17 protein-coding genes are annotated in these 18,276 nt (G+C 68.2%); 5 read left to right on the top strand and 12 right to left on the bottom strand.

All coding sequences use genetic code 11. The annotated features are described in order from the left end of the window. Nucleotides 1-3: 3 nt before the first annotated feature. The 6 genes from ASF18_RS19930 to ASF18_RS19905 all read right to left on the bottom strand — a co-directional run bounded on the left by ASF18_RS19930 (nt 4) and on the right by ASF18_RS19905 (nt 6,241). The gene (locus ASF18_RS19930; RefSeq protein ID WP_056354348.1) at nt 4-543 is read right to left on the bottom strand and encodes a hypothetical protein; all 540 of its coding nucleotides are present in this window, start codon (nt 541-543) and stop codon (nt 4-6) included. A gap of 37 nt (nt 544-580) precedes the next feature. Then, nucleotides 581-1,765 carry a hypothetical protein gene (locus ASF18_RS19925; RefSeq protein WP_056354344.1) on the bottom strand — a complete coding sequence of 395 codons (1,185 nt, stop codon included), beginning with the start codon at nt 1,763-1,765 and terminating at the stop codon, nt 581-583. Nucleotides 1,766-2,206: 441 nt separating this feature from the next. Next, nucleotides 2,207-3,502 carry an alpha-hydroxy acid oxidase gene (locus tag ASF18_RS19920; RefSeq protein WP_056272280.1) on the bottom strand — a complete coding sequence of 432 codons (1,296 nt, stop codon included), beginning with the start codon at nt 3,500-3,502 and terminating at the stop codon, nt 2,207-2,209. Between the two features lie 282 nt (nt 3,503-3,784). Further along, nucleotides 3,785-4,501, bottom strand: a complete 717-nt coding sequence (locus ASF18_RS19915; RefSeq protein ID WP_056212797.1) for an RlmE family RNA methyltransferase — start codon at nt 4,499-4,501, stop codon at nt 3,785-3,787. Continuing rightward, nucleotides 4,498-5,598 carry a Ppx/GppA phosphatase family protein gene (locus tag ASF18_RS19910; RefSeq protein WP_056212799.1) on the bottom strand — a complete coding sequence of 367 codons (1,101 nt, stop codon included), beginning with the start codon at nt 5,596-5,598 and terminating at the stop codon, nt 4,498-4,500. Before ASF18_RS19910 ends, ASF18_RS19915 begins: the two co-directional genes overlap by 4 nt. Before the next feature lie 172 nt (nt 5,599-5,770). Next, nucleotides 5,771-6,241: a response regulator gene (locus ASF18_RS19905; protein ID WP_056189093.1), complete on the bottom strand. Its 471-nt coding sequence runs from the start codon at nt 6,239-6,241 to the stop codon at nt 5,771-5,773. 379 nt (nt 6,242-6,620) lie between these two features. On the opposite strand from ASF18_RS19905, the gene ASF18_RS25110 reads away from it, so the two are divergent. Both ASF18_RS25110 and ASF18_RS19895 read left to right on the top strand, forming a co-directional pair. Further along, nucleotides 6,621-7,388, top strand: coding sequence for a cold shock domain-containing protein (locus ASF18_RS25110; protein WP_056272289.1), 768 nt, complete (start codon nt 6,621-6,623; stop codon nt 7,386-7,388). Between the two features lie 127 nt (nt 7,389-7,515). Beyond that, nucleotides 7,516-7,788: a hypothetical protein gene (locus ASF18_RS19895; RefSeq protein ID WP_056212803.1), complete on the top strand. Its 273-nt coding sequence runs from the start codon at nt 7,516-7,518 to the stop codon at nt 7,786-7,788. A 95-nt stretch (nt 7,789-7,883) separates the two neighbouring features. On the opposite strand, the gene rpsD is transcribed toward ASF18_RS19895, so the two are convergent. Together rpsD and murI are read right to left on the bottom strand one after the other, a co-directional pair. Next, on the bottom strand, nt 7,884-8,501 hold the full coding sequence (rpsD, locus tag ASF18_RS19890) for a 30S ribosomal protein S4 (protein ID WP_055953400.1): 618 nt from the start codon (nt 8,499-8,501) through the stop codon (nt 7,884-7,886). 207 nt (nt 8,502-8,708) lie between these two features. Then, on the bottom strand, nt 8,709-9,587 hold the full coding sequence (murI, locus tag ASF18_RS19885) for a glutamate racemase (RefSeq protein WP_056354341.1): 879 nt from the start codon (nt 9,585-9,587) through the stop codon (nt 8,709-8,711). Nucleotides 9,588-9,800: 213 nt separating this feature from the next. Between murI and egtB the strand changes: the two genes are divergently transcribed. Beyond that, complete coding sequence (gene egtB / locus ASF18_RS19880) at nt 9,801-11,072, top strand: ergothioneine biosynthesis protein EgtB (RefSeq protein WP_056354614.1); 1,272 nt, start codon at nt 9,801-9,803, stop codon at nt 11,070-11,072. Nucleotides 11,073-11,121: 49 nt separating this feature from the next. Next, nucleotides 11,122-12,090 (top strand): L-histidine N(alpha)-methyltransferase, encoded by a 969-nt coding sequence (gene egtD / locus ASF18_RS19875; protein ID WP_244472778.1) that lies wholly within the window; start codon nt 11,122-11,124, stop codon nt 12,088-12,090. Between the two features lie 112 nt (nt 12,091-12,202). Here the strand turns inward: egtD and ASF18_RS19870 are convergent, their stop codons facing one another. From ASF18_RS19870 to ASF18_RS19855, 4 genes are all read right to left on the bottom strand, one after another. After that, complete coding sequence (locus ASF18_RS19870) at nt 12,203-12,466, bottom strand: hypothetical protein (protein ID WP_056272301.1); 264 nt, start codon at nt 12,464-12,466, stop codon at nt 12,203-12,205. 241 nt (nt 12,467-12,707) lie between these two features. Beyond that, a complete protein-coding gene (gene clpA / locus ASF18_RS19865; RefSeq protein ID WP_056354335.1) occupies nt 12,708-15,179 on the bottom strand; it encodes an ATP-dependent Clp protease ATP-binding subunit ClpA in 2,472 nt (823 codons plus the stop codon). 23 nt (nt 15,180-15,202) lie between these two features. After that, on the bottom strand, nt 15,203-15,547 hold the full coding sequence (gene clpS / locus ASF18_RS19860; protein WP_055953857.1) for an ATP-dependent Clp protease adapter ClpS: 345 nt from the start codon (nt 15,545-15,547) through the stop codon (nt 15,203-15,205). A 386-nt stretch (nt 15,548-15,933) separates the two neighbouring features. Then, nucleotides 15,934-16,383: a phasin family protein gene (locus tag ASF18_RS19855; protein ID WP_082487750.1), complete on the bottom strand. Its 450-nt coding sequence runs from the start codon at nt 16,381-16,383 to the stop codon at nt 15,934-15,936. A 299-nt stretch (nt 16,384-16,682) separates the two neighbouring features. Between ASF18_RS19855 and ASF18_RS19850 the strand changes: the two genes are divergently transcribed. Then, on the top strand, nt 16,683-18,170 hold the full coding sequence (locus tag ASF18_RS19850; RefSeq protein ID WP_056354332.1) for a D-alanyl-D-alanine carboxypeptidase: 1,488 nt from the start codon (nt 16,683-16,685) through the stop codon (nt 18,168-18,170). Nucleotides 18,171-18,276 lie beyond the last annotated feature (106 nt).

Here is an 18,276-nt window from a genome sequence, read left to right as displayed (position 1 = left end):
GCGTCAGGAGCGCGGCTTCGGCGCCCCGCCGGCATTGCAGCGCTTCATCGCCGCGAAGGCGTCGGCGGCGCCGCTCAGGTCGAAGGCCGCCTTCCAGCCCTTGCCCTTGATGAGGATCTCTTCGGACTCCGCGGCCTTCTCGGCGAGGTTGCCCGGCAGGGTGCCGACGAGCCGGGTGCCGTTGCCGGTCCAGGTCGATTTGGCGTTCACGGTCTTACCGCCGAGTTCGGTGGCGGCCGTGATCTTTTCGTCCCGGTCGTGCTGCCACTTGCCGTAGGTCAGCACCACCACGAGGGCCTTGTTCTCCAGCGCGAAGGTGATGGAATTGTCGGCGTCGTCATCGTCCTCGTCGACATAGGACCGCACGATCACGCAGGACGGACTGCCCGTGATGCTGGTGGCACGCTCGACCTGCCAGCCGTTCAGACTCTCGAACAGGAGGCGCTCCGGGACAGGGCTTTCCTGGGCCTCCGCAGGCGCGAGGGAAACCAGACCGGCGACGAGGCCGAACAGGCAGGACCGAGCGGGCGACGGGCGCTTCATGACGGGATTCTCTGGTGGGAATGCGGACGGTCGCGGCTCAGAGCTTGGCGCCGGGCACCGGCGTCTCCGCCGGATTGGGGGGCGCCTTGGCGGCCTCGCGGGCATCCATGAAGGTGGCGAAGTCCTCGGGCGTCCGGGTCGAGAAGGCGACGATGGGCTGCGGGTCGTCGGACAGGTCGCGGAACGCCGCGCAGAGCTCCGTCGCCGGCTTCGCGAAGGTCGGCTGCAGCTTTGCCTGGATCTCCTCCATGACCGGGGCCATCTCGGGCGCCAGGGCCGCGAGCTTGGCATCGAAGTCGGCCCGCTGCCGCGCCGTGGTGGGAATCTCGCAACTCGCGAGGACCTTCTGGAAGATCAGGCCCATCCCGTAGACCTTGATCCGGGTCTCCGGCGGTCGCGCCGCCGCCTTCTTCTCACTCTGGCGCCGCTCCGTCTCGGCCGCGAAGGCTTCCGGAGTCATGACGAGGTACTGGCCCAGGGCTGTGCCGAAAGCCGCCGCATCGTCCGGCTTGGGGCAGAACGGCGCCTTCGGGTCCGTGAAGCGCTTGCCGAGTTCGATGTCGATCAGCGCCTGGATCGGGCTCATCTCCGGACGCATCGCCGCCAGTTTGGCCTCGAGCTCGGCGCGCTGCTTGCCCGTGCTCGCGACGTCGCAATCCTTCAGCGCTTTCTGGAAGAAGAGCCCGCTCGCGTAGTTGGCGATACGGCCCTGCGACGGAAGCTCCGTCGCGACTTCGTCCGGCGGTCCGCTGCAGCGCTTCAGGGCCTCGAAGGCTTCGGCGAAGGCCGGGATCTTGAAGTCGGCGTCGCCATCCTTGAATCGCAGGACGATGGCGTCGGCGCCCAGGAGGTGCGGCAGGAGTGTGTCCGGGAACTCCCCGGTCAACTGGGTATCGTCGGCCTTCCACTTGGAGCGCGGAAGGACGACCTTGCCGCCAGCCAGGAGAACGACGGTGCGGTCGCCCTTGTCGTGCGACCAGCCCTGATAGCCCAGGGAGATGATCAGGAATCCCGGATAGGTCCCGATCGCTACCGCGCTGGCGTTCTCGTCGTCCGCATCCTGGTAGCCGCGCACCATCATGCACTTGGCCTTGGCGCCGTCGCCGCTGCGGCTGATGTCCCAATCCGCCACCTTCGCGAAGGGGACGTCCTTGGCCGTCGCCGCCGTCGCGGCAAAGCCGATCCCGGCCGCGAACAGGGAGACCAGACACCGGAAGACCATCGACAACTCCACACCGCCTGCCCGTCCGGGGCAGGCGCCCGGATCGCGTTCGGCAATCTGGACTGCGGAACATGGAGGATGTGTTGAAGTCCGCGACATCGCCGAGTGATCGTGGCGATCAGGGCTAATGAAAACGTAATGATCCGGCCCTGCAGATCGGAAAATTGCTGCTCCGCAAAGAAACCGCGCGAGAGCGCTGCGCATCGATCCTTCGATTCACGGAGCGCCGCGTCGGCCGGGATTGAAGATCGAAGGCGTCCTGAGCGTTCGGCGCAATGCTGCGAGCCGGACGGGGCACCGCGATGGATGCCGTAGTCTTACCCGACCTGTCCCGCCGGTTCGCCAACCGAGCCCTGGAACGCGGATCGCTCCCCGGGCGGTTCTGCCCGAGAAGCGATCCGGAGGGGGCGGCGCACGGGTTTCGCCGCCGTGTCGATGATCTCAGGCGCGGCTGACGCTGGCAGGCGTGATCTCGGCGAGCTTCGTCGCGCCGACCTGGCGCATGATCGTCTCGAACTCGCGCTGCATGATCGCCAGCACCGCCGTGACGCCGGGCTCGCCGAAGGCGGCCAGACCCCAGACGTAGGGACGCCCGATGCAGACCGCGTTGGCGCCGAGGGCCAGGGCCTTGATCACGTCGGTGCCGCGGCGGAAGCCGCCGTCGATGAGCACGGGCACCCGGCCGTTGACCGCCTGGACGACCTCCGGCAGCGCATCGATCGTCGCCTCGAGGCTCTCCTCGGCACGGCCGCCATGGTTCGACACGATCAGGGCGTCGACGCCGTAATCGAGGGCCTTCCTGGCGTCCTCGTGGGTGACGATACCCTTGAGGACGAGCTTGCCCTTCACGATGCCGCGCAGGCGCTTCACGTAGTCCCAGGTCATGCCGGTGCCGTAGAGGTTCGTCACCTTCGAGACGTCGATGTCGTCGAACATCGGCTTACGGCTGACCTCGTTCTTGAAGCCGGGCGTATGGCAATCCGAGCAGGTGCGGGTGTCGAGGCGGCGTTCCCGGAACAGCGTCTCGGTGTTGCGGCCGCCCTGGCGGTCCACGGTGAGGACGATGGCGGGGGCGCCGGCCTTCTCGGCCCGCCTCACCAGGGCTTCGGTCACGGCCCAGTCGTCGGTCGGATAGAGCATGTACCAGACCGGCGCGCCGCGCTCCTTGATCACGTCCTCGATCGACGTGCTGCCCACGGTCGACAGGATCATCTGGTGACCCTTGACCTTGGCGCCGCGCGCCACGGCCGACTCGGCCTCGGGGTGGAAGGCGGCCTGGCTGCTCACCGGGGCGAGCACGATCGGGCTTGCCCAGGTCTCGCCGAAGATCTTCACCGTGGTGTCGATCTTGCGCACGTCGATGAGGCGGCGGGCACGGATGCGGATCTTCTCGAAGCCCGCGCGATTCGCCTTCAGGGTCTCGTCGCCGTCGACGCCGCTGGCGAGGTAGCCGTAATGGGCCGGGGGCAGGGCCTTCTTCGCGGCGGGCTCGAAATCGAAGACGTTGAGGGCCTGGCTCGGCGAATCGATGATCTCACCGACATTGCCGGGGGACTGCCGCAAGACGTCGTAGCTCTGGGCCATGGCGGCGTCGGTGCCGAGGGCCGACAGGCCGGCGAGCGCGCTCACCATCCCGGGCGCCACCACCGGGCTGGCCGACAGGAACTCCAGGAACTTGCGGCGGTGGAACAGTTTTTCCGTCTCGGCACCGGACTGAGGGTGAAACGTCTCGGACATTCAAATGGCTCGCAGCGATCTCGCGGAGATGCTGTCCTGCACCATTCATGTTGCAGCGCGCAAGATTGCTGTCCGGGACTATATTTCTACTTTGGCAGGCGAGATCCGTAACCTATAGTGCATAAATCTAAATTTTACTCTAAAAACGTCGCAACGGATCTTGAACAGAAAGTCGTCGGAAATAGAGAGGTCTGCGTCAGCCTTCACGCTGCGTTGCACGCAGTGCATTATGGTCACGCTTCCCCTAACCTGGGAACTTCCCCTGCCCGGGAGGAGCTCGGCTCAGGGATCCCGCGGTTCGACGGCGGCCCCGGTCGGCCCTCGATAGCCCGTCGCCAGCACGTAGAGTTCGCTCGAATCGGCCCGGCTGGCATTCGGCTTGACGTGGCGCACGCTGGCGAAGTCGCGTTTCAGGTCGGCGAGCAGCGTCCCTTCCGTGCCGCCCTGGAACACCTTGGCGAGATAGGATCCGCCGGGTGCCAGGATCTCGCGGGCGAATTCGGCCGCCGTCTCGGCCAGGCCGATGATCCGCAGGTGGTCGGTCTGCTTGTGGCCGGTGGTGTTGGCGGCCATGTCCGAGAGCACGAGGTCGGCCGGACCCCCGAGGAGGTCGGTGAGCAGCGTTGGCGCCTCGGGGGCGAGGAAGTCGAGGGTGATGAAGTCGACCCCGACCATCGGCTCGATCTCGAGGAGGTCGATGCCGACGATCTTGCCGCTGGTCCCCACGATCTTGGCCGCCACCTGCGACCAGCCGCCGGGGGCCGCGCCGAGATCGACGATGCGCTGGCCGGGCTTCAGGAGCTTGAAGCGCTCGTCGATCTCGATGAGCTTGAAGGCCGCGCGCGAGCGGTAGCCCTCGCGCTTGGCCCGGGCCACGTAGGGATCGTTGAGCTGGCGCTCCAGCCAGCGCTTCTGGGAGGCGGTGCGGCCCCGCCCCGTCTTCACCCGCTGCTTGAGTTCGCCGCGCAGACCCGCGCCGGCACCACGCCTGTCACTCACCGGTAGCTCCCACGGCGCCAGACGCCGTCCTCACGCATCATGTTCATCAAGAGACCCTCGCGCAGGCCGCGGTCGGCGATGCGCAGGCGGTCGGAGGGAAACGCCCGGCGGATCGCCTCCAGGATGGCGCAGCCCGCCAGAACCAGGTCGGCCCGGTCGCGCCCGATGCAGGGATTGTCCGCGCGCTGTTCGAGCCGGGTGTCGAGGAGGTCGTCGATGGCCTCGCCCACGTCGGCGTCGCTCATCCAGAGACCGTCGACCCGCCGGCGCTCGTAGCGGGCGAGACGCAGGTGCATCGCCGCCAGCGTCGTCACCGTACCGGAGGTGCCGAGCAGGTGGAAGTGCCGGGCATTCGCGGCGGGCGCGGCCCGGATGGCGAAGCGCGCCAGGAGGTCGGCCACCTCCTCCACCATGCCCTCGAAGGTCAGGCGGGTGACGTCGGAACCGCCGTGGCGCTCGGCCAGGGTCACGACGCCCACGGGCAGGGAGTCCCAGGCGCGGATGCGCAGGGTCGGATCAGCCGAGGGGTTCGTCGCCGCACCGTCGAGCCAGGCGATCTCGGTGGAGCCGCCGCCGATGTCGAAGATGACCACCGACTCGGAATAGGGGTCCGCCAGGGCGGCGCAGCCCGTCACCGCGAGGTAGGCCTCCGTCTGCCGGTCGACGATCTCGAGGTCGAGACCGACCTCGTTGCGCACGCGCTCGACGAACTCGGCCCCGTTCACCGCGAGGCGGCAGGCCTCGGTGGCGATGATCTTGGCCCGCACCACGCCGCGGGCCTGCATCTTGGCCTTGCAGACCCGGAGGGCTTCGATGGTCCGCTCGATCGCGGCCTCGCTGAGCCGGTCCGAGTTGCCGAGCCCCTCCCCGAGACGGACGATCCGCGAGAAGGCATCGATCACCCGGAAGCCGTGCGAGGCCGGTTCGGCCACGAGGAGGCGGCAATTGTTCGTGCCGAGGTCGAGGGCGGCATAGGCGCTGCGCCGGCTCGGACGGCCGGCCGGACCCGGCGCATCGGCGCGTGCCACCGGTGCCGCCAGCGGCGTTGTCCCGCCGCTCGGGCGGGCCGGCATGGTCGCGGCGCTCTCGTCCCTCATCGGCTGAGCCGAAATCCTCGATCATGGTCCCAGGCGGACAGCCGGACCAACAGTCGCTTGAGACGCTACAGGTCTCCCCGGCAAACTGCAAAGCCTCGATCGCGAACACGATCGGATCCGGGATGATTTCGGCGGCTCGAACGGAGCCGGCCGGGCCTGCTCCGAGCGGGCTTCACCCGAGCTTGCCGGCCGCGGCCATGCGCGGCACGGGCCGGAGGAGGCTCTTGACCTGCGAGAACGGGCGCGGCCGGTTGATCACCTCGTCGAGGCGCGACCACAGGGTCTTGGGCGAGAACGGCTTGGCGATGATCTCGTTGACCCCCAGGGAGATCGCCCGATCGACCACGTTGCGGCGGGGCTGGGCCAGCATCAGGATGATCGGCACGGTGGGCGACGGCGAGGTGGTGGGCGTGCGCGCCAGGCGGATGAACTCCTCGCCCGAGAGGATCGCCAGGTCCCAGTCGATGATGGTGAGGTCCGGCTTGCTCTCGGCCAGGACGCCCAGGGCTTCGGCCCCGTCCGGCGCCTCGAGCACGCGCTTGATCCCGACCCGCATGAGCATGTCGCGCACGATGCGGCGGATGTAGAGACTCTCGTCGACCACCAGTGCCGAGAGGTCCGGAAAACTCGGGGTGGCGATCATGGATGCGGCGTCGGGCCCGGCGGCTCGGGGCGGACATGCCCCGAGGGCACCCTACCGCCCGGGACTTTGCGCTTTGCTAACATCGACCCGCAAATCGATTCGATCGTCGGGCGCGAGACAGGCCTCGGCGGCGGGCGCGGGCCGCCCCCGCCGCCGGGATGCGCTAAAAAGCTACGCATTTTGCCGCAGGAAAGTTACGGAACTCTCGCCAACCGGGGCAGAAGCATCTTGCGATCAAGGCGGCTTTCAGTCAGGACTAAGGCGTTATTCTTGGTCACCGCTGCTGGGAGTAATGATAGAGCGGAGCGTGGGCTGTCTGGGATGGCGCGCACGCGGTTATCGAAACTGATGGTCGGCGGACGGTTTTTGCGAGCTTTCTATGGGACGTGGTCGTGATTTTCGGGGGCCGCAGAAGCGCGGCTTCGATGAGGGTGGAGCCGAGCCGCGTTGGCCGGATCAGGCTCCTCCGAGCGGCGGTGGCTACGGTGGTGGTTTCGGCGGTGGCGGCGGTTTCGACCGTGGTCCGTCGCGCGCCGCTGCGGCACCCTCTGGACCGGAGCGCGATGCGACGGTCAAGTGGTTCAACAAGGAGAAAGGCTTCGGGTTCGTCGAGCTGGCTGACGGTTCGGGCGATGCCTTCCTCCACATCCGCGCCGTCGAAGCTGCCGGCCATGCCGACCTCCTCCCCGGCACGCGCCTGACGGTTCACACCGCCCAGGGCCAGAAGGGTCCGCAGGTGACCGACGTCACCAGCGTGGATACCTCCACGGCCGAGGCCGCGCCCATGCGCGACGCGCGTCCGCCCCGCAGCGGCGGCTTCGGTGGCGGCGACCGCTTCGGCGGTGGCGGTGCCGGCGGTTACGGCGGCGGTGGCGGCGGTGGTTACGGCGACCGCGGTGGCGACCGTGGCGGCGGACGCTTCGCCAGCGGCCCGTCCACCGAGATGACCGGCACGGTGAAGTGGTACGACCCGGCCAAGGGCTTCGGCTTCGTCTCCGTCAACGACGGCGGCAAGGACGTGTTCGTGCACCGTTCGGCCCTCTCCCGCGCCGGCCTCGACTCCCTGGCCGAAGGCCAGCAGGTCGTCCTCGGCGTCGTCGAGGGTCAGAAGGGCCGCGAGGCCCAGAGCATCAACGTCGACGATTGATCGACCCGGGCTGGCCGCGCTGCGGCCACCTTTCACGGCATGACTGAAGCGGCGGCCCCTTCCGGGCCGCCGTTTCGCGTTTTGAGACATGACCTTTCGAGACACGACCTTGCCTCAGGAGATCGGGATGCGGACCACCCTCCTCGCGCTGATCGGCCTGGCCGGCCTGGCGGCGCCTGCGCCGGCCGCGGCCGAGGACTTCACCGGCTTCTATGCCGGCGTGAATGCGGGCTACGGCTTCGAGACGGGTGGGCGGGACGGACGCGGCTTCGTGCCGGGTGCGCCGGGTGACGCGCCGGGATCTGCCGCCGACACCGGACTTCCGCCGAGCGCCCGGGATGCGTCCCGTGCCCTGCAGTCGCGCAATCGCGCGTCCCCGGGTAGCGCCCTCCCCCGCTGAGACGGGGCGGCCGTTGCGCTGAAGCCGTCGCCCCAACGAGAAAGGGCCGCCCTCGCGGGCGGCCCTTTCGCATCTTCGACGATGATCCGGTGGGATCAGCGCGAGTAGAACTCGATCACGAGGTTCGGTTCCATCTGGACCGGGTAGGGAACCTCGCCGAGGTTCGGCACGCGGGTGACCCGGGCCGTCATCTTGGAGTGATCCACCTCGATGTAGTCCGGCACATCGCGCTCGGCGAGCTGCGCGGCCACGACGACGATCTCGAGCTGCTTCGAGGAATCCTTGACCTCGATCAAGTCGCCCGGCTTCACGAGGTAGCTGGCGATGTTGACGCGCTGGCCGTTGACCTTGACGTGACCGTGGTTGACGAACTGACGCGCCGCGAACGGGGTCGGAACGAACTTCGCGCGGTACACGACGGCGTCGAGGCGGCGCTCGAGCAGGCCGATCAGGTTCTCGCCGGAATCGCCGCGCAGGCGGATCGCCTCGGCGTAGTAGCGGCGGAACTGCTTCTCGGTGATGTTGGCGTAGTAGCCCTTGAGCTTCTGCTTGGCGCGCAGCTGCGTGCCGAAGTCGGACATCTTGCCCTTGCGGCGCTGGCCGTGCTGGCCGGGGCCGTACTCGCGGCGATTGACGGGGCTCTTCGGGCGGCCCCAGATGTTCTGGCCCATGCGGCGATCGAGCTTGTGCTTCGCCTGAATGCGTTTTGACATCGCGGTTCCTCTCGCAATGGAGATCTATCGAGGAACGCGCCCTCCTCTCTCCGCCGGGCCCGGGAGCCTGGAGCGGAGCGACAGGACGGACATGGCCGCCCACGGGTGCGCTTGAAAAGCATCGGGGCCCCTCGTCGGAGCCCCGTTACCGGCGTCTCGTTAGAGCACGAGGCCGCCGTCGTCAATGCCGAGCCGGCTGCCGATCGCCTATTGCAGGCCGAGCGGCATCGCCTCCACCGCCACGCGTCCGATCCCGCGCGATTCGAGGGAGCGGCGCAGGGGCGCCGTGAGGCCGGCGCCGCTCGTGAAGGCCCCGAGCACCGGCGCATCGTCCCGGCCCAGGGCGCGGGGGCTCGGCCCGATCAGCTGCGTCACCCGCCGGGCGATGGCCGGGGCCGGGTCGATCCAGGTCACGGGCCAGGGGGCGAGGGCCTGGAACCGGGCGAGGAGCAGGGGGTAGTGGGTGCAAGCGAGGCAGACCACGTCGGTGCGCCGGCCGTCCTCCAGGGTGACGAAGCAGGGTGCGATCTCGCGGGCCAGGGCCGCGTCGTCCACGGGCTGGCCGGCCAGCTCCGCTTCCGCGAAACCGGCGAGATTCGGCGCGCCCACCAGGGTGACGGCGCAGGCATTCGCGTAGGTCTCGACGAGTTCGTGGGTGTAGGCGCGCGCCACGGTGCCGGGGGTCGCCAGGAGGCTGACCACCCGCGAGCGGGTCGCCTCCGCGGCCGGCTTGATCGGCGGTACGACGCCGACGAAGGGGGTGGCGAAGCGCTGGCGCAGGGCGGGCAGCACCAGGGTCGAGGCGGTGTTGCAGGCCACCACCACGAGGTCCGGCGCGTGCAGGCCGATCAGGCGCTCCATGACCCCAAGTACCCGCCCGACCAGCACCGGCTCGGACAGGCGGCCATACGGGAAGGCGGCATCGTCGGCGGCGTAGACGTAGGCGGCATCCGGTCGGGCGCGCCGGACCTGCTCCAGCACCGTCAGCCCGCCCAGCCCGGAGTCGAACACCAGGATGGTGGGCGCCGGCGCCACGCTCCGTGCCACGGCCGCCGTGGTCGCTCCTGCCATGAGATCGATCCGCATCCGAGTCCGGCCCGACTGTCCCGCGTGAACGGCGAAGTGTCGGCTCCGGAGGGTTAAGGGGAGGTCACCGTGGCCGGAAAAAGGCGATCGATCCGGCGGTGCGAGCGTGGCCGCGACGAAGGACCCCGCTCGGCCTCCGTTGCCGAATGCCGTCGCGGCCATATCTCCCCTCTCACGTTCAGGTTTGCGGGTTCGGATATGGGAGTGGCCGCCATGGCAGCGACGGCAGCGTTTCGCGAGACCTCTGCGGCCGAGGCCGTTCAATCGGCCTTCCCGCCCCCGCCCCTCTCGGCGACGCCGGTGGATCGCGCGGCCTGGATCGCAGCCTTCCACCATGTCCGCGACGAGACCGAGCGACGGGCGGCACCGCTTTCGCCCGAGGACCAGCAGGTCCAGTCGATGGCGGATGCCAGCCCGACGAAGTGGCATCGCGCGCACACGACATGGTTCTTCGAGCAGTTCCTGTTGCGCGAGCACCTGCCGGGCTACGCCATCTACGACGAGCGGCTGCACTACCTGTTCAACTCGTACTACGTCGCTGCCGGCCCCCGTCAGCCGCGGATCATGCGCGGGCTGATCACCCGCCCGACGGCGGACGAGGTCGCCGCCTACCGCGCGCATGTCGACCGCTCGGTCGACGCCCTCCTGAGTCAGGCGTCCGCCAGCGCCCTCGAGGCGGTGCTTCCGGTCCTCGAGATCGGGCTCTATCACGAGCAGCAGCACCAGGAATTGCTGGTCACCGACATCCTGCACGCCTTCGCCCAGAATCCCCTCGGACCGGCCTACGACGCGGATTGGCGCTTTCCCCGGCTCCAGAGCGCAGGGGGGCGGGCGGAGCTGCGCCGGGGCATCGTGCCCATCGGTCATGCCGGTGAGGGCTTCTCCTTCGACAACGAGTCGCCGCGCCACGATGCGCTGATCCAGGGCGGCACCATCGACCGGGCCCTGGTCACCAACGGGCAGTGGCGCGACTTCATGGCCGATGGCAGCTACGCGCGGCCGGAGCTCTGGCTCTCGGATGGCTGGATCGCCGCCCAGGCCGAAGGGTGGGAGGCGCCGGGCTACTGGCGCGAGGCCGAGGGCGGGTGGGCGAGCATGACGCTCGCCGGCATTCGGCCGGTCGATCCCGACCTGCCCGTCACCCATATCAGCTACTACGAGGCCGATGCCTATGCCCGCTGGGCCGGGCGTGACCTGCCCACCGAGTTCGAGTGGGAGGTGGCGGCCCGTGAGGACCTGCTGCCCGACGCCTTCGGGCTGGTCTGGCAATGGACCCGCAGCGCTTACACCGCCTACCCGGGCTACCGCCCGGTGGACGGCGCGCTCGGCGAGTACAACGGCAAGTTCATGTCGAACCAGTTCGTCCTGCGCGGCTCCTCGGTGGCGACCCCGCAGGGCCATGCGCGGGTCGGCTACCGCAACTTCTTCTATCCCCATCAGCGCTGGCAGTTCACGGGCCTGCGCCTGTCGGACGCCCGGTCCTGATCCAAGACCCGTCCCTGAATCGTCGCGTAACCGGAGACGTTCCTTGACCATCAACCCCGTCTTCACGGACGCGACCCCGATCGCGGCCATCGATGCCGAGCGTCAGTTCCTTGACGATGTCCTGGCTGGCCTCTCGGCACCCCAGAAATTCCTGTCGGCGAAGTACTTCTACGACGCGGCGGGCTCGGATCTGTTCGAGGCCATCACCCGGCAGCCGGAATATTATCCGACCCGCACGGAGCTCGGCATCCTCGACGCCCAGGGGACGGCCATCGCCGCGACCCTCCCGGCCCGGGCGAACCTCGTCGAGCTCGGCAGCGGCTCGACCGTGAAGGTCCGGCGCCTGATGGTGCACCGGCCGGATCTCGCCGCCTACGTTCCGGTCGATGTCTCGGAGAGCTTTCTCCGGAGTGAGGCCGAGGCCCTGGCCCGGGACTTCCCGAATCTGACGATCACCCCCGTGGCGGCCGATTTCACCCGCGCCTTCACCCTGCCGGCCGGCCTGTCGGACGGCCCCGTGGCCGGGTTCTTCCCCGGCTCCACCATCGGCAATTTCGAGCCACCGCAGGCGACCCGGCTGCTCGCGCATTTCGGGCGGGTGCTCGGGGCCGGCGCCACCCTGATCATCGGCGTCGACCTCGTGAAGGAGAAGGCGGTGCTGGATGCCGCCTACGACGATGCGGCAGGCGTGACCGCGGCCTTCAACCGAAACCTGCTCGTGCGGATGCGCAGCGAACTCGGTGCCGAGGTCGATCTCGACGCCTTCGCCCACCGCGCCTTCTTCAACCCCGAGGCCTCCCGCATCGAGATGCACCTCGTCAGTCTGAAGGCGCAGGCCATCCGCATCGCGGACCGCGACATCGCCTTCGCCGAGGGTGAGACGATCCACACCGAGAACAGCTACAAGTATACGGTCGAGCGCTTCCGGGCCCTGGCGGCCGAGGCAGGCTGGCGCGCCGAGGCGGTCTGGACCGATCCCGGCCGGCTGTTCTCGATCCACGCCCTGCGGCGGAGCTGATCGCCCGAGCTCGATGCCGGCGATTCCCTCGGGAAGCCGGCGTCGGTGCTTCGCACGAGCGCCGCGCAGGTCAGGAGGATACCGGCGCCGGTTCGATCGACCGGCGTCCGTATCAGCTTCGCTTCTCCATCATCGCCTTGACCTGCATCAGCTGGTCCCAGAGCTGGCCCGGTGAAGTCCCGAGGAAATCGAGGCTCGCGGTCACGCCCCAGTAGATCCCGAAGACGATCAGCGGAACCAGGATCCAGCCCAGGATCTCCTCGCCGCGGCGCCGGCGCCGGCGCCGCAGCCGGCGCTGCTCCCGAGTCGTGAGTTTCGGTGAGGGGGCCTGCTTGGTCGCGATGGGCGTGAGGGGACCCTCATGCAAGTCGTTCATCGGGGACGCCCCTCCTCAACCGATCTCAGCGATGGGGAAGCGTATCCGGCCAGTCTCTCGCAGTGCCCGCTCTCCATTCCCGCGCTTGCTAACCATCCGGCGCCCGCATGTCGACCGCCGGATGCGGTTTTCCGCCACCCTGAGGACGTGAAAGAACGGCCCCTCCCGTCGGGGAGGGGCCGCTTCGACTGGGCCTGTCTGGCCTAGCCAACAGACCTGGCGGATCTCAGGCCCCGACCTTTCAGGCCTTGACCAGCGGCACCTTCGGAACGGTGCGGACGCCGGAGCCGCCGCTGGGGCCGCCCTTGTCGTCGCGCTTGTCGTTCGTCTTGCGCGCCGAGGCCTTGGCCTTGGTGCGCTTGTGCTTCTTGGTTGCGTTGGCCACGTCCTTCTCGGGCTTCGGCGTGACCGGACCGGCCGGAAACTCGAAGGCGAGCCCGTCCTTCTCCGCGCCCTCGCCCTTGCGCAGGACGACCTGCACTGCGCCGCCGTCCTTCAGGCGCCCGAACAGCACCTCGTCGGCCAGCGGGGTCTTGATGGTCGACTGGATGAGTCGGGCCATCGGACGGGCGCCCATCGCGTCGTCGTAGCCGTTCTCGGTCAGCCACTCCCGCGCCTCGTCGGAGAGCTCGATGGTGACGTTGCGGTCGGCGAGCTGGGCCTCGAGCTGGAGGACGAACTTGTCGACCACCTTCGCCACCACATCCTTCGGCAGGTGCCCGAAGGAGATGATCGCGTCGAGACGATTGCGGAATTCCGGCGCGAACAGCTTGTTGATCGCCTCGACATCGTCGCCCGTGCGCTTGGCCTGGGTGAAACCGTAGGCCGAGCGCGCGAGGTCGGAGGCGCCCGCATTCGTAGTCATGATGATGATCACGTTGCGGAAATCGACCTGCTTGCCGTTGTGGTCGGTGAGCTTGCCGTGGTCCATGACCTGCAACAGGATGTTGAACAGGTCCGGATGCGCCTTCTCGATCTCGTCGAGCAGCAGCACACAATGCGGATGCTGATCGATGCCGTCGGTGAGCAGGCCGCCCTGGTCGAACCCGACATAGCCGGGAGGCGCGCCGATGAGGCGGCTGACCGTGTGCCGCTCCATGTACTCCGACATGTCGAAGCGCAGCATCTCGACGCCGAGGGACGCGGCGAGCTGCTTGGCGGCTTCGGTCTTGCCGACGCCAGTCGGTCCCGCGAACAGGTAGGAGCCGATCGGCTTGTCAGGATCGCGCAGACCTGCGCGGGCCAGCTTGATCGCCGAGGTCAGCGCGTCGATGGCGTTGGGCTGGCCGTAGACCACGCGCTTCAGGTTCTCGGTGAGGTTCTTGAGAACCACCGCGTCGTCCTTCGAGACGGTCTTCGGCGGGATGCGGGCCATCGTGGCGATGGTCGCCTCTATCTCCTTGACGCCGATGGTGCGCTTGCGGCGCGCCTCCGGCACCAGCATCTGCGAGGCGCCCGTCTCGTCGATGACGTCGATCGCCTTGTCCGGAAGCTTGCGGTCGTTGATGTAGCGCGCCGACAGCTCGACCGCGGCCTTCACGGCCTCGGTGGTGTACTTGAGCTTGTGGAACTCCTCGAAATACGGCTTCAGACCCTTCACGATCTCGATCGCGTCGGGGATCGACGGCTCGTTGACGTCGATCTTCTGGAAGCGGCGCACCAGGGCGCGGTCCTTCTCGAAGTACTGGCGGTACTCCTTGTAGGTGGTCGAGCCGATGCAGCGCAGGGAGCCGTTGGCCAGGGCGGGCTTCAGGAGGTTCGAGGCGTCCATCGCCCCGCCGGAGGTCGCCCCGGCGCCGATCACCGTGTGGATCTCGTCGATGAAGAGCACCGCGTTCGGGTGCGCCTCGATCTCCTTCATCACCTGCTTCAGGCGCTCCTCGAAATCGCCCCGGTAGCGGGTGCCCGCCAGCAGGGTGCCCATGTCGAGGGAGAAGACCGTGGCCTCGATGAGGACCTCGGGCACCTCCTTGTTGATGATCTTGCGGGCCAGGCCCTCGGCGATAGCGGTCTTGCCGACGCCGGGCTCGCCCACGAGGAGCGGGTTGTTCTTCTGGCGCCGGCACAGGATCTGGATCGTGCGCTGCACCTCGGCCTCGCGGCCGATCAGCGGGTCGATCCGCCCGTCGCGGGCCTTCTTGTTCAGGTTGACGCAGTAGGCCTCGAGGGCATCGCCCTTCTTTTTCGCGCGGCCCTCGCCCTCGTCGCCGCTCGGACGCTCGGAGGCGGATTCCTCGTCCGCGCCGCGCACGGGCTTGGCCTCGGAGGCGCCCGGGCGCTTGGCGATGCCGTGGCTGATGTAGTTGACCGCGTCGTAGCGCGTCATGTCCTGCTCCTGCAGGAAGTACGCGGCATGGCTCTCGCGCTCGGCGAAGATCGCCACCAGCACGTTCGCGCCGGTGACCTCCTCGCGCCCGGAGGACTGCACGTGGATCACGGCACGCTGGATCACGCGCTGGAAGCCGGCCGTCGGCTTGGCATCCTGGCGGCCGTCCCCGATGAGGTTCGACAACTCGGTGTCGACGTACTCGACGAGGCTGCGCTTGAGGGTGTCGACCTCGACGTTGCAGGCCCGCATGACCGCGGCCGCGTCCTGATCGTCCACGAGGGCGAGCAGGAGATGCTCCAGCGTCGCATATTCGTGCCGGCGCTCGCCGGCGAGCGCCAGGGCGCGGTGGAGAGCTTGTTCTAGGCTGCGAGAGAAGCTGGGCAAAGCGTGGCCTCTGTGTGGGGTGCCTATTTCTTTTCCATAACGCACTGGAGAGGATGTTGGTGTTTGCGGGCGAAGTCCATGACCTGCGTCACCTTGGTCTCCGCAACTTCGTACGTGAAGATCCCGCACTCGCCGACACCGTTGTGGTGTACGTGCATCATGATCTGAAACGCGACTTCCTGCGACTTGTTGAAGAATTTCTCGACGACGTGGACGACGAACTCCTGGGGAGTGTAGTCGTCGTTCAGCAAGAGAACCCGGTAGAGGCTCGGTCGCTTGGTCTTCGGCTTGGTGCGGGTGATGATGGCGGTTCCGGACCGGCCGTCATCCGTACCACCCGGTTCGCGTGGCTCGTCCGTCGCCCGCACATCGGTGACGCGACGCTGGAGCGTGAAGGTCTCGGGGCCGTCCGCGCGTGAGGATTCGCTGCCCCGTATCAGGACGTCGGTCATCTGAATCGCATCGACCCCTTGGTGCGGCATGCTGCTTGGTGGCTGCTTCATCCGCGGGTCGCGCCGGCGAGGCGCGCTCGCATCGCTGGTAATCTATAGGGCCATCGGCTGCTTCGCCAGTCGGCTGCGCGCACTTGTCCGAGACGGCCGCGGACCGGCGTTCCGAACCGCCCGGACGGTGTTCCGCGATCGCCCGGTCCCGAACACGAAAATGGCCCCGTGCGATCGATCGCACGGGGCCGGACTGGCAAAACGTCTGGGCTCGCGGCGGGACCGTTCGCCCGACGCGGGAAAGCCGTGTGTCAGGCTGCCTTCTGGTCGGCCATGGAGAAGCCGGGAAGCTTTGGGGAAGCCTTGAGATCGAAGGCCTTCGGATTGAAGAACGTCTTCGGATCGAACAAGGTCTTCGGATCGAAGAAAATCTTGAGGTCGAACGGCGCCTTGGTCTGGAGCGGCGCGCCGACCTCCTGGGCGAGGCCCTGGTACAAGTCGGTCATCACCTTGGCTTGGTTCTGGAGGCGCTCGTAGGACGCCTTGAGGTACTCAGCCTGGATCGCCAGGGCGGACTGGAGCGTGCGCGCGGTGGCGAGCTTCTTCATCGCCGCGGCGCCGGCGCTGTAGGATTCCTTGGCGAAATCGGCCATCTCAATGCTGGCGGTCTGATGGGTCTTGGCGAGCGAGGAGACGCTCTTCATCACAGTGGCGAGGCCGGCCTTGTTCATCTCGGCGGCCTTCTCGTACATCTGCGTCATCTGACGATCCTTCCGCCCCCGCGGGGCTTACCCTGATGTGTCGGGCCATTGCCCGCGAGGCCGAGACCGGCCGGGGCCGTTTGTGTGCGATGCAATATAAAACGTCAAGCGATATATTGCACCGCAATATGACAGTCGGATCCGGCGAATTGGTCTCGCTGCATTAACCGGGCCGTAACTGCGTCCACCTAGCCTGATTGACAGATGTTGCGGGGTTACGGCGGCACGGCCGCACCCCCGCCGAGATGTTGCGGTGCAAGCCGGCCCGCGGGTCGTGCATGTCGAGGCAGTGAGTCGTGATGCGTAGCCATACTCCCCGCGTCGGCCGGGTGCCTGCCCTCTCGGCCGCGATCGCCGCAGCCGCCGTCCTGGCCGCCCTCGCCTCCCCGGCCGAGGCGCGACGTGGCCATCATCACCGCGGTGGCGGCGGTGGCGGCTACAATCCGCCCTACGCCGCCATGGTGGTGGACGTGAAGACCGGCAAGACGCTGCACGCGATCAACGAGGATTCGCTGCGCCACCCGGCCTCCATCACCAAGGTGATGACGCTCTACATGCTGTTCGAACAGCTGGAGCGCGGACGCTACACCCTCGAGTCGCCGCTCACCATCTCGTCCTTCGCGGCCTCCCAGGCCCCCTCGAAGCTCGGCCTGCGGCCGGGTTCCACCATCGAGGTCGAGGACGCGATCAAGGCGATCGTGACGAAGTCGGCCAACGATGTGGCCTGCGCCATCGGCGAGAACATCGCCGGCTCGGAACCCCGCTTCGCCGAAATGATGACGCAGAAGGCCAAGGCCCTCGGCATGAGCCGCACCCACTATGCCAATGCCTCTGGTCTGCCGGATGCCGACCAGATCACCACGGCGCGCGATCTCACGATCCTCGCTCGGGCGATCCAGGATCGCTTCCCGCGCTATTACAAGTACTTCCAGACCCGCTCCTTCGCTTTCCGCGGCCGGGTCATCGGCAACCACAACCGCCTCCTCGGCAATGTCCAGGGCGTGGACGGGATCAAGACCGGCTACACCCGCGATTCCGGCTTCAACCTGATGACGGCGGCCAAGCTCGACGACCGTCAGATCGTGGCGATCGTGCTGGGCGGCAAATCCGGCGCCAGCCGCGACCGGATCATGGCCGACCTCGTCCGCCAGTCCCTGCCCCGCGCCTATGCCGGCGCCCGCCAGGCTCCCTCGACCATCGAGGTCGCGGAGCGCGCCCGCCCGGCCGTGGTCGCCGACGGCGCCTCGCGCACCCGGACGCAGGTGGCTTCCGCCGACGACGAGGATGTTGAGACCACGGCGTCGACCCTGCGCGCTGGCCAGCCTCTCGATATCAGCCCCGCCCGCACCGCCACCACGACGCCCGGCAGCGCCGGCATGAAGTGGCGCTCCGGCGCGCTCCCGTCCTCGGCGCAGGCCTATGCGCCGGCGGGCGGCCAGGCCGCCTTCCCGGCCGGCGGCAAGAGCGATGCCCGCTTGGCGTCCATCGACGGTCCTCGCGCCGAGGCAGCGAAACCGGTTTCCGGCGCGCGGATCACCCCCACGGCCTGGGTCATCCAGCTCGGCGCCATGGACGACGAGGACAAGGCGAAATCCATGCTGTCCGAGGCCCGCAGCCGGGCCGGCGGCGCGCTCTCGAAGGCTTCGCCCTATACGGTGAAGGTCGAGCATGGCGGCGCGACCCTGTTCCGCGCCCGGTTCTCGGGCTTCGCCGAGCAGGACAGCGCACAGGATGCCTGCAACGCGCTGAAGCGCAACGGCTTCAATTGCTTCGCCACCCGCAGCTGAGTTCGCGCTGACGGGTTCGCAAGGGACCGGCGCCCCTTCGGGCGTTCCGGCTCAGGACACGGGCGCCCGGTTCGTATCGCCGGACGTCCGTACTCTCGACATTCCC

The organism is Methylobacterium sp. Leaf89, from assembly GCF_001422215.1.
Taxonomy (GTDB): Bacteria; Pseudomonadota; Alphaproteobacteria; order Rhizobiales; family Beijerinckiaceae; genus Methylobacterium.
This window is presented reverse-complemented; position numbering and strand designations above follow the sequence as displayed.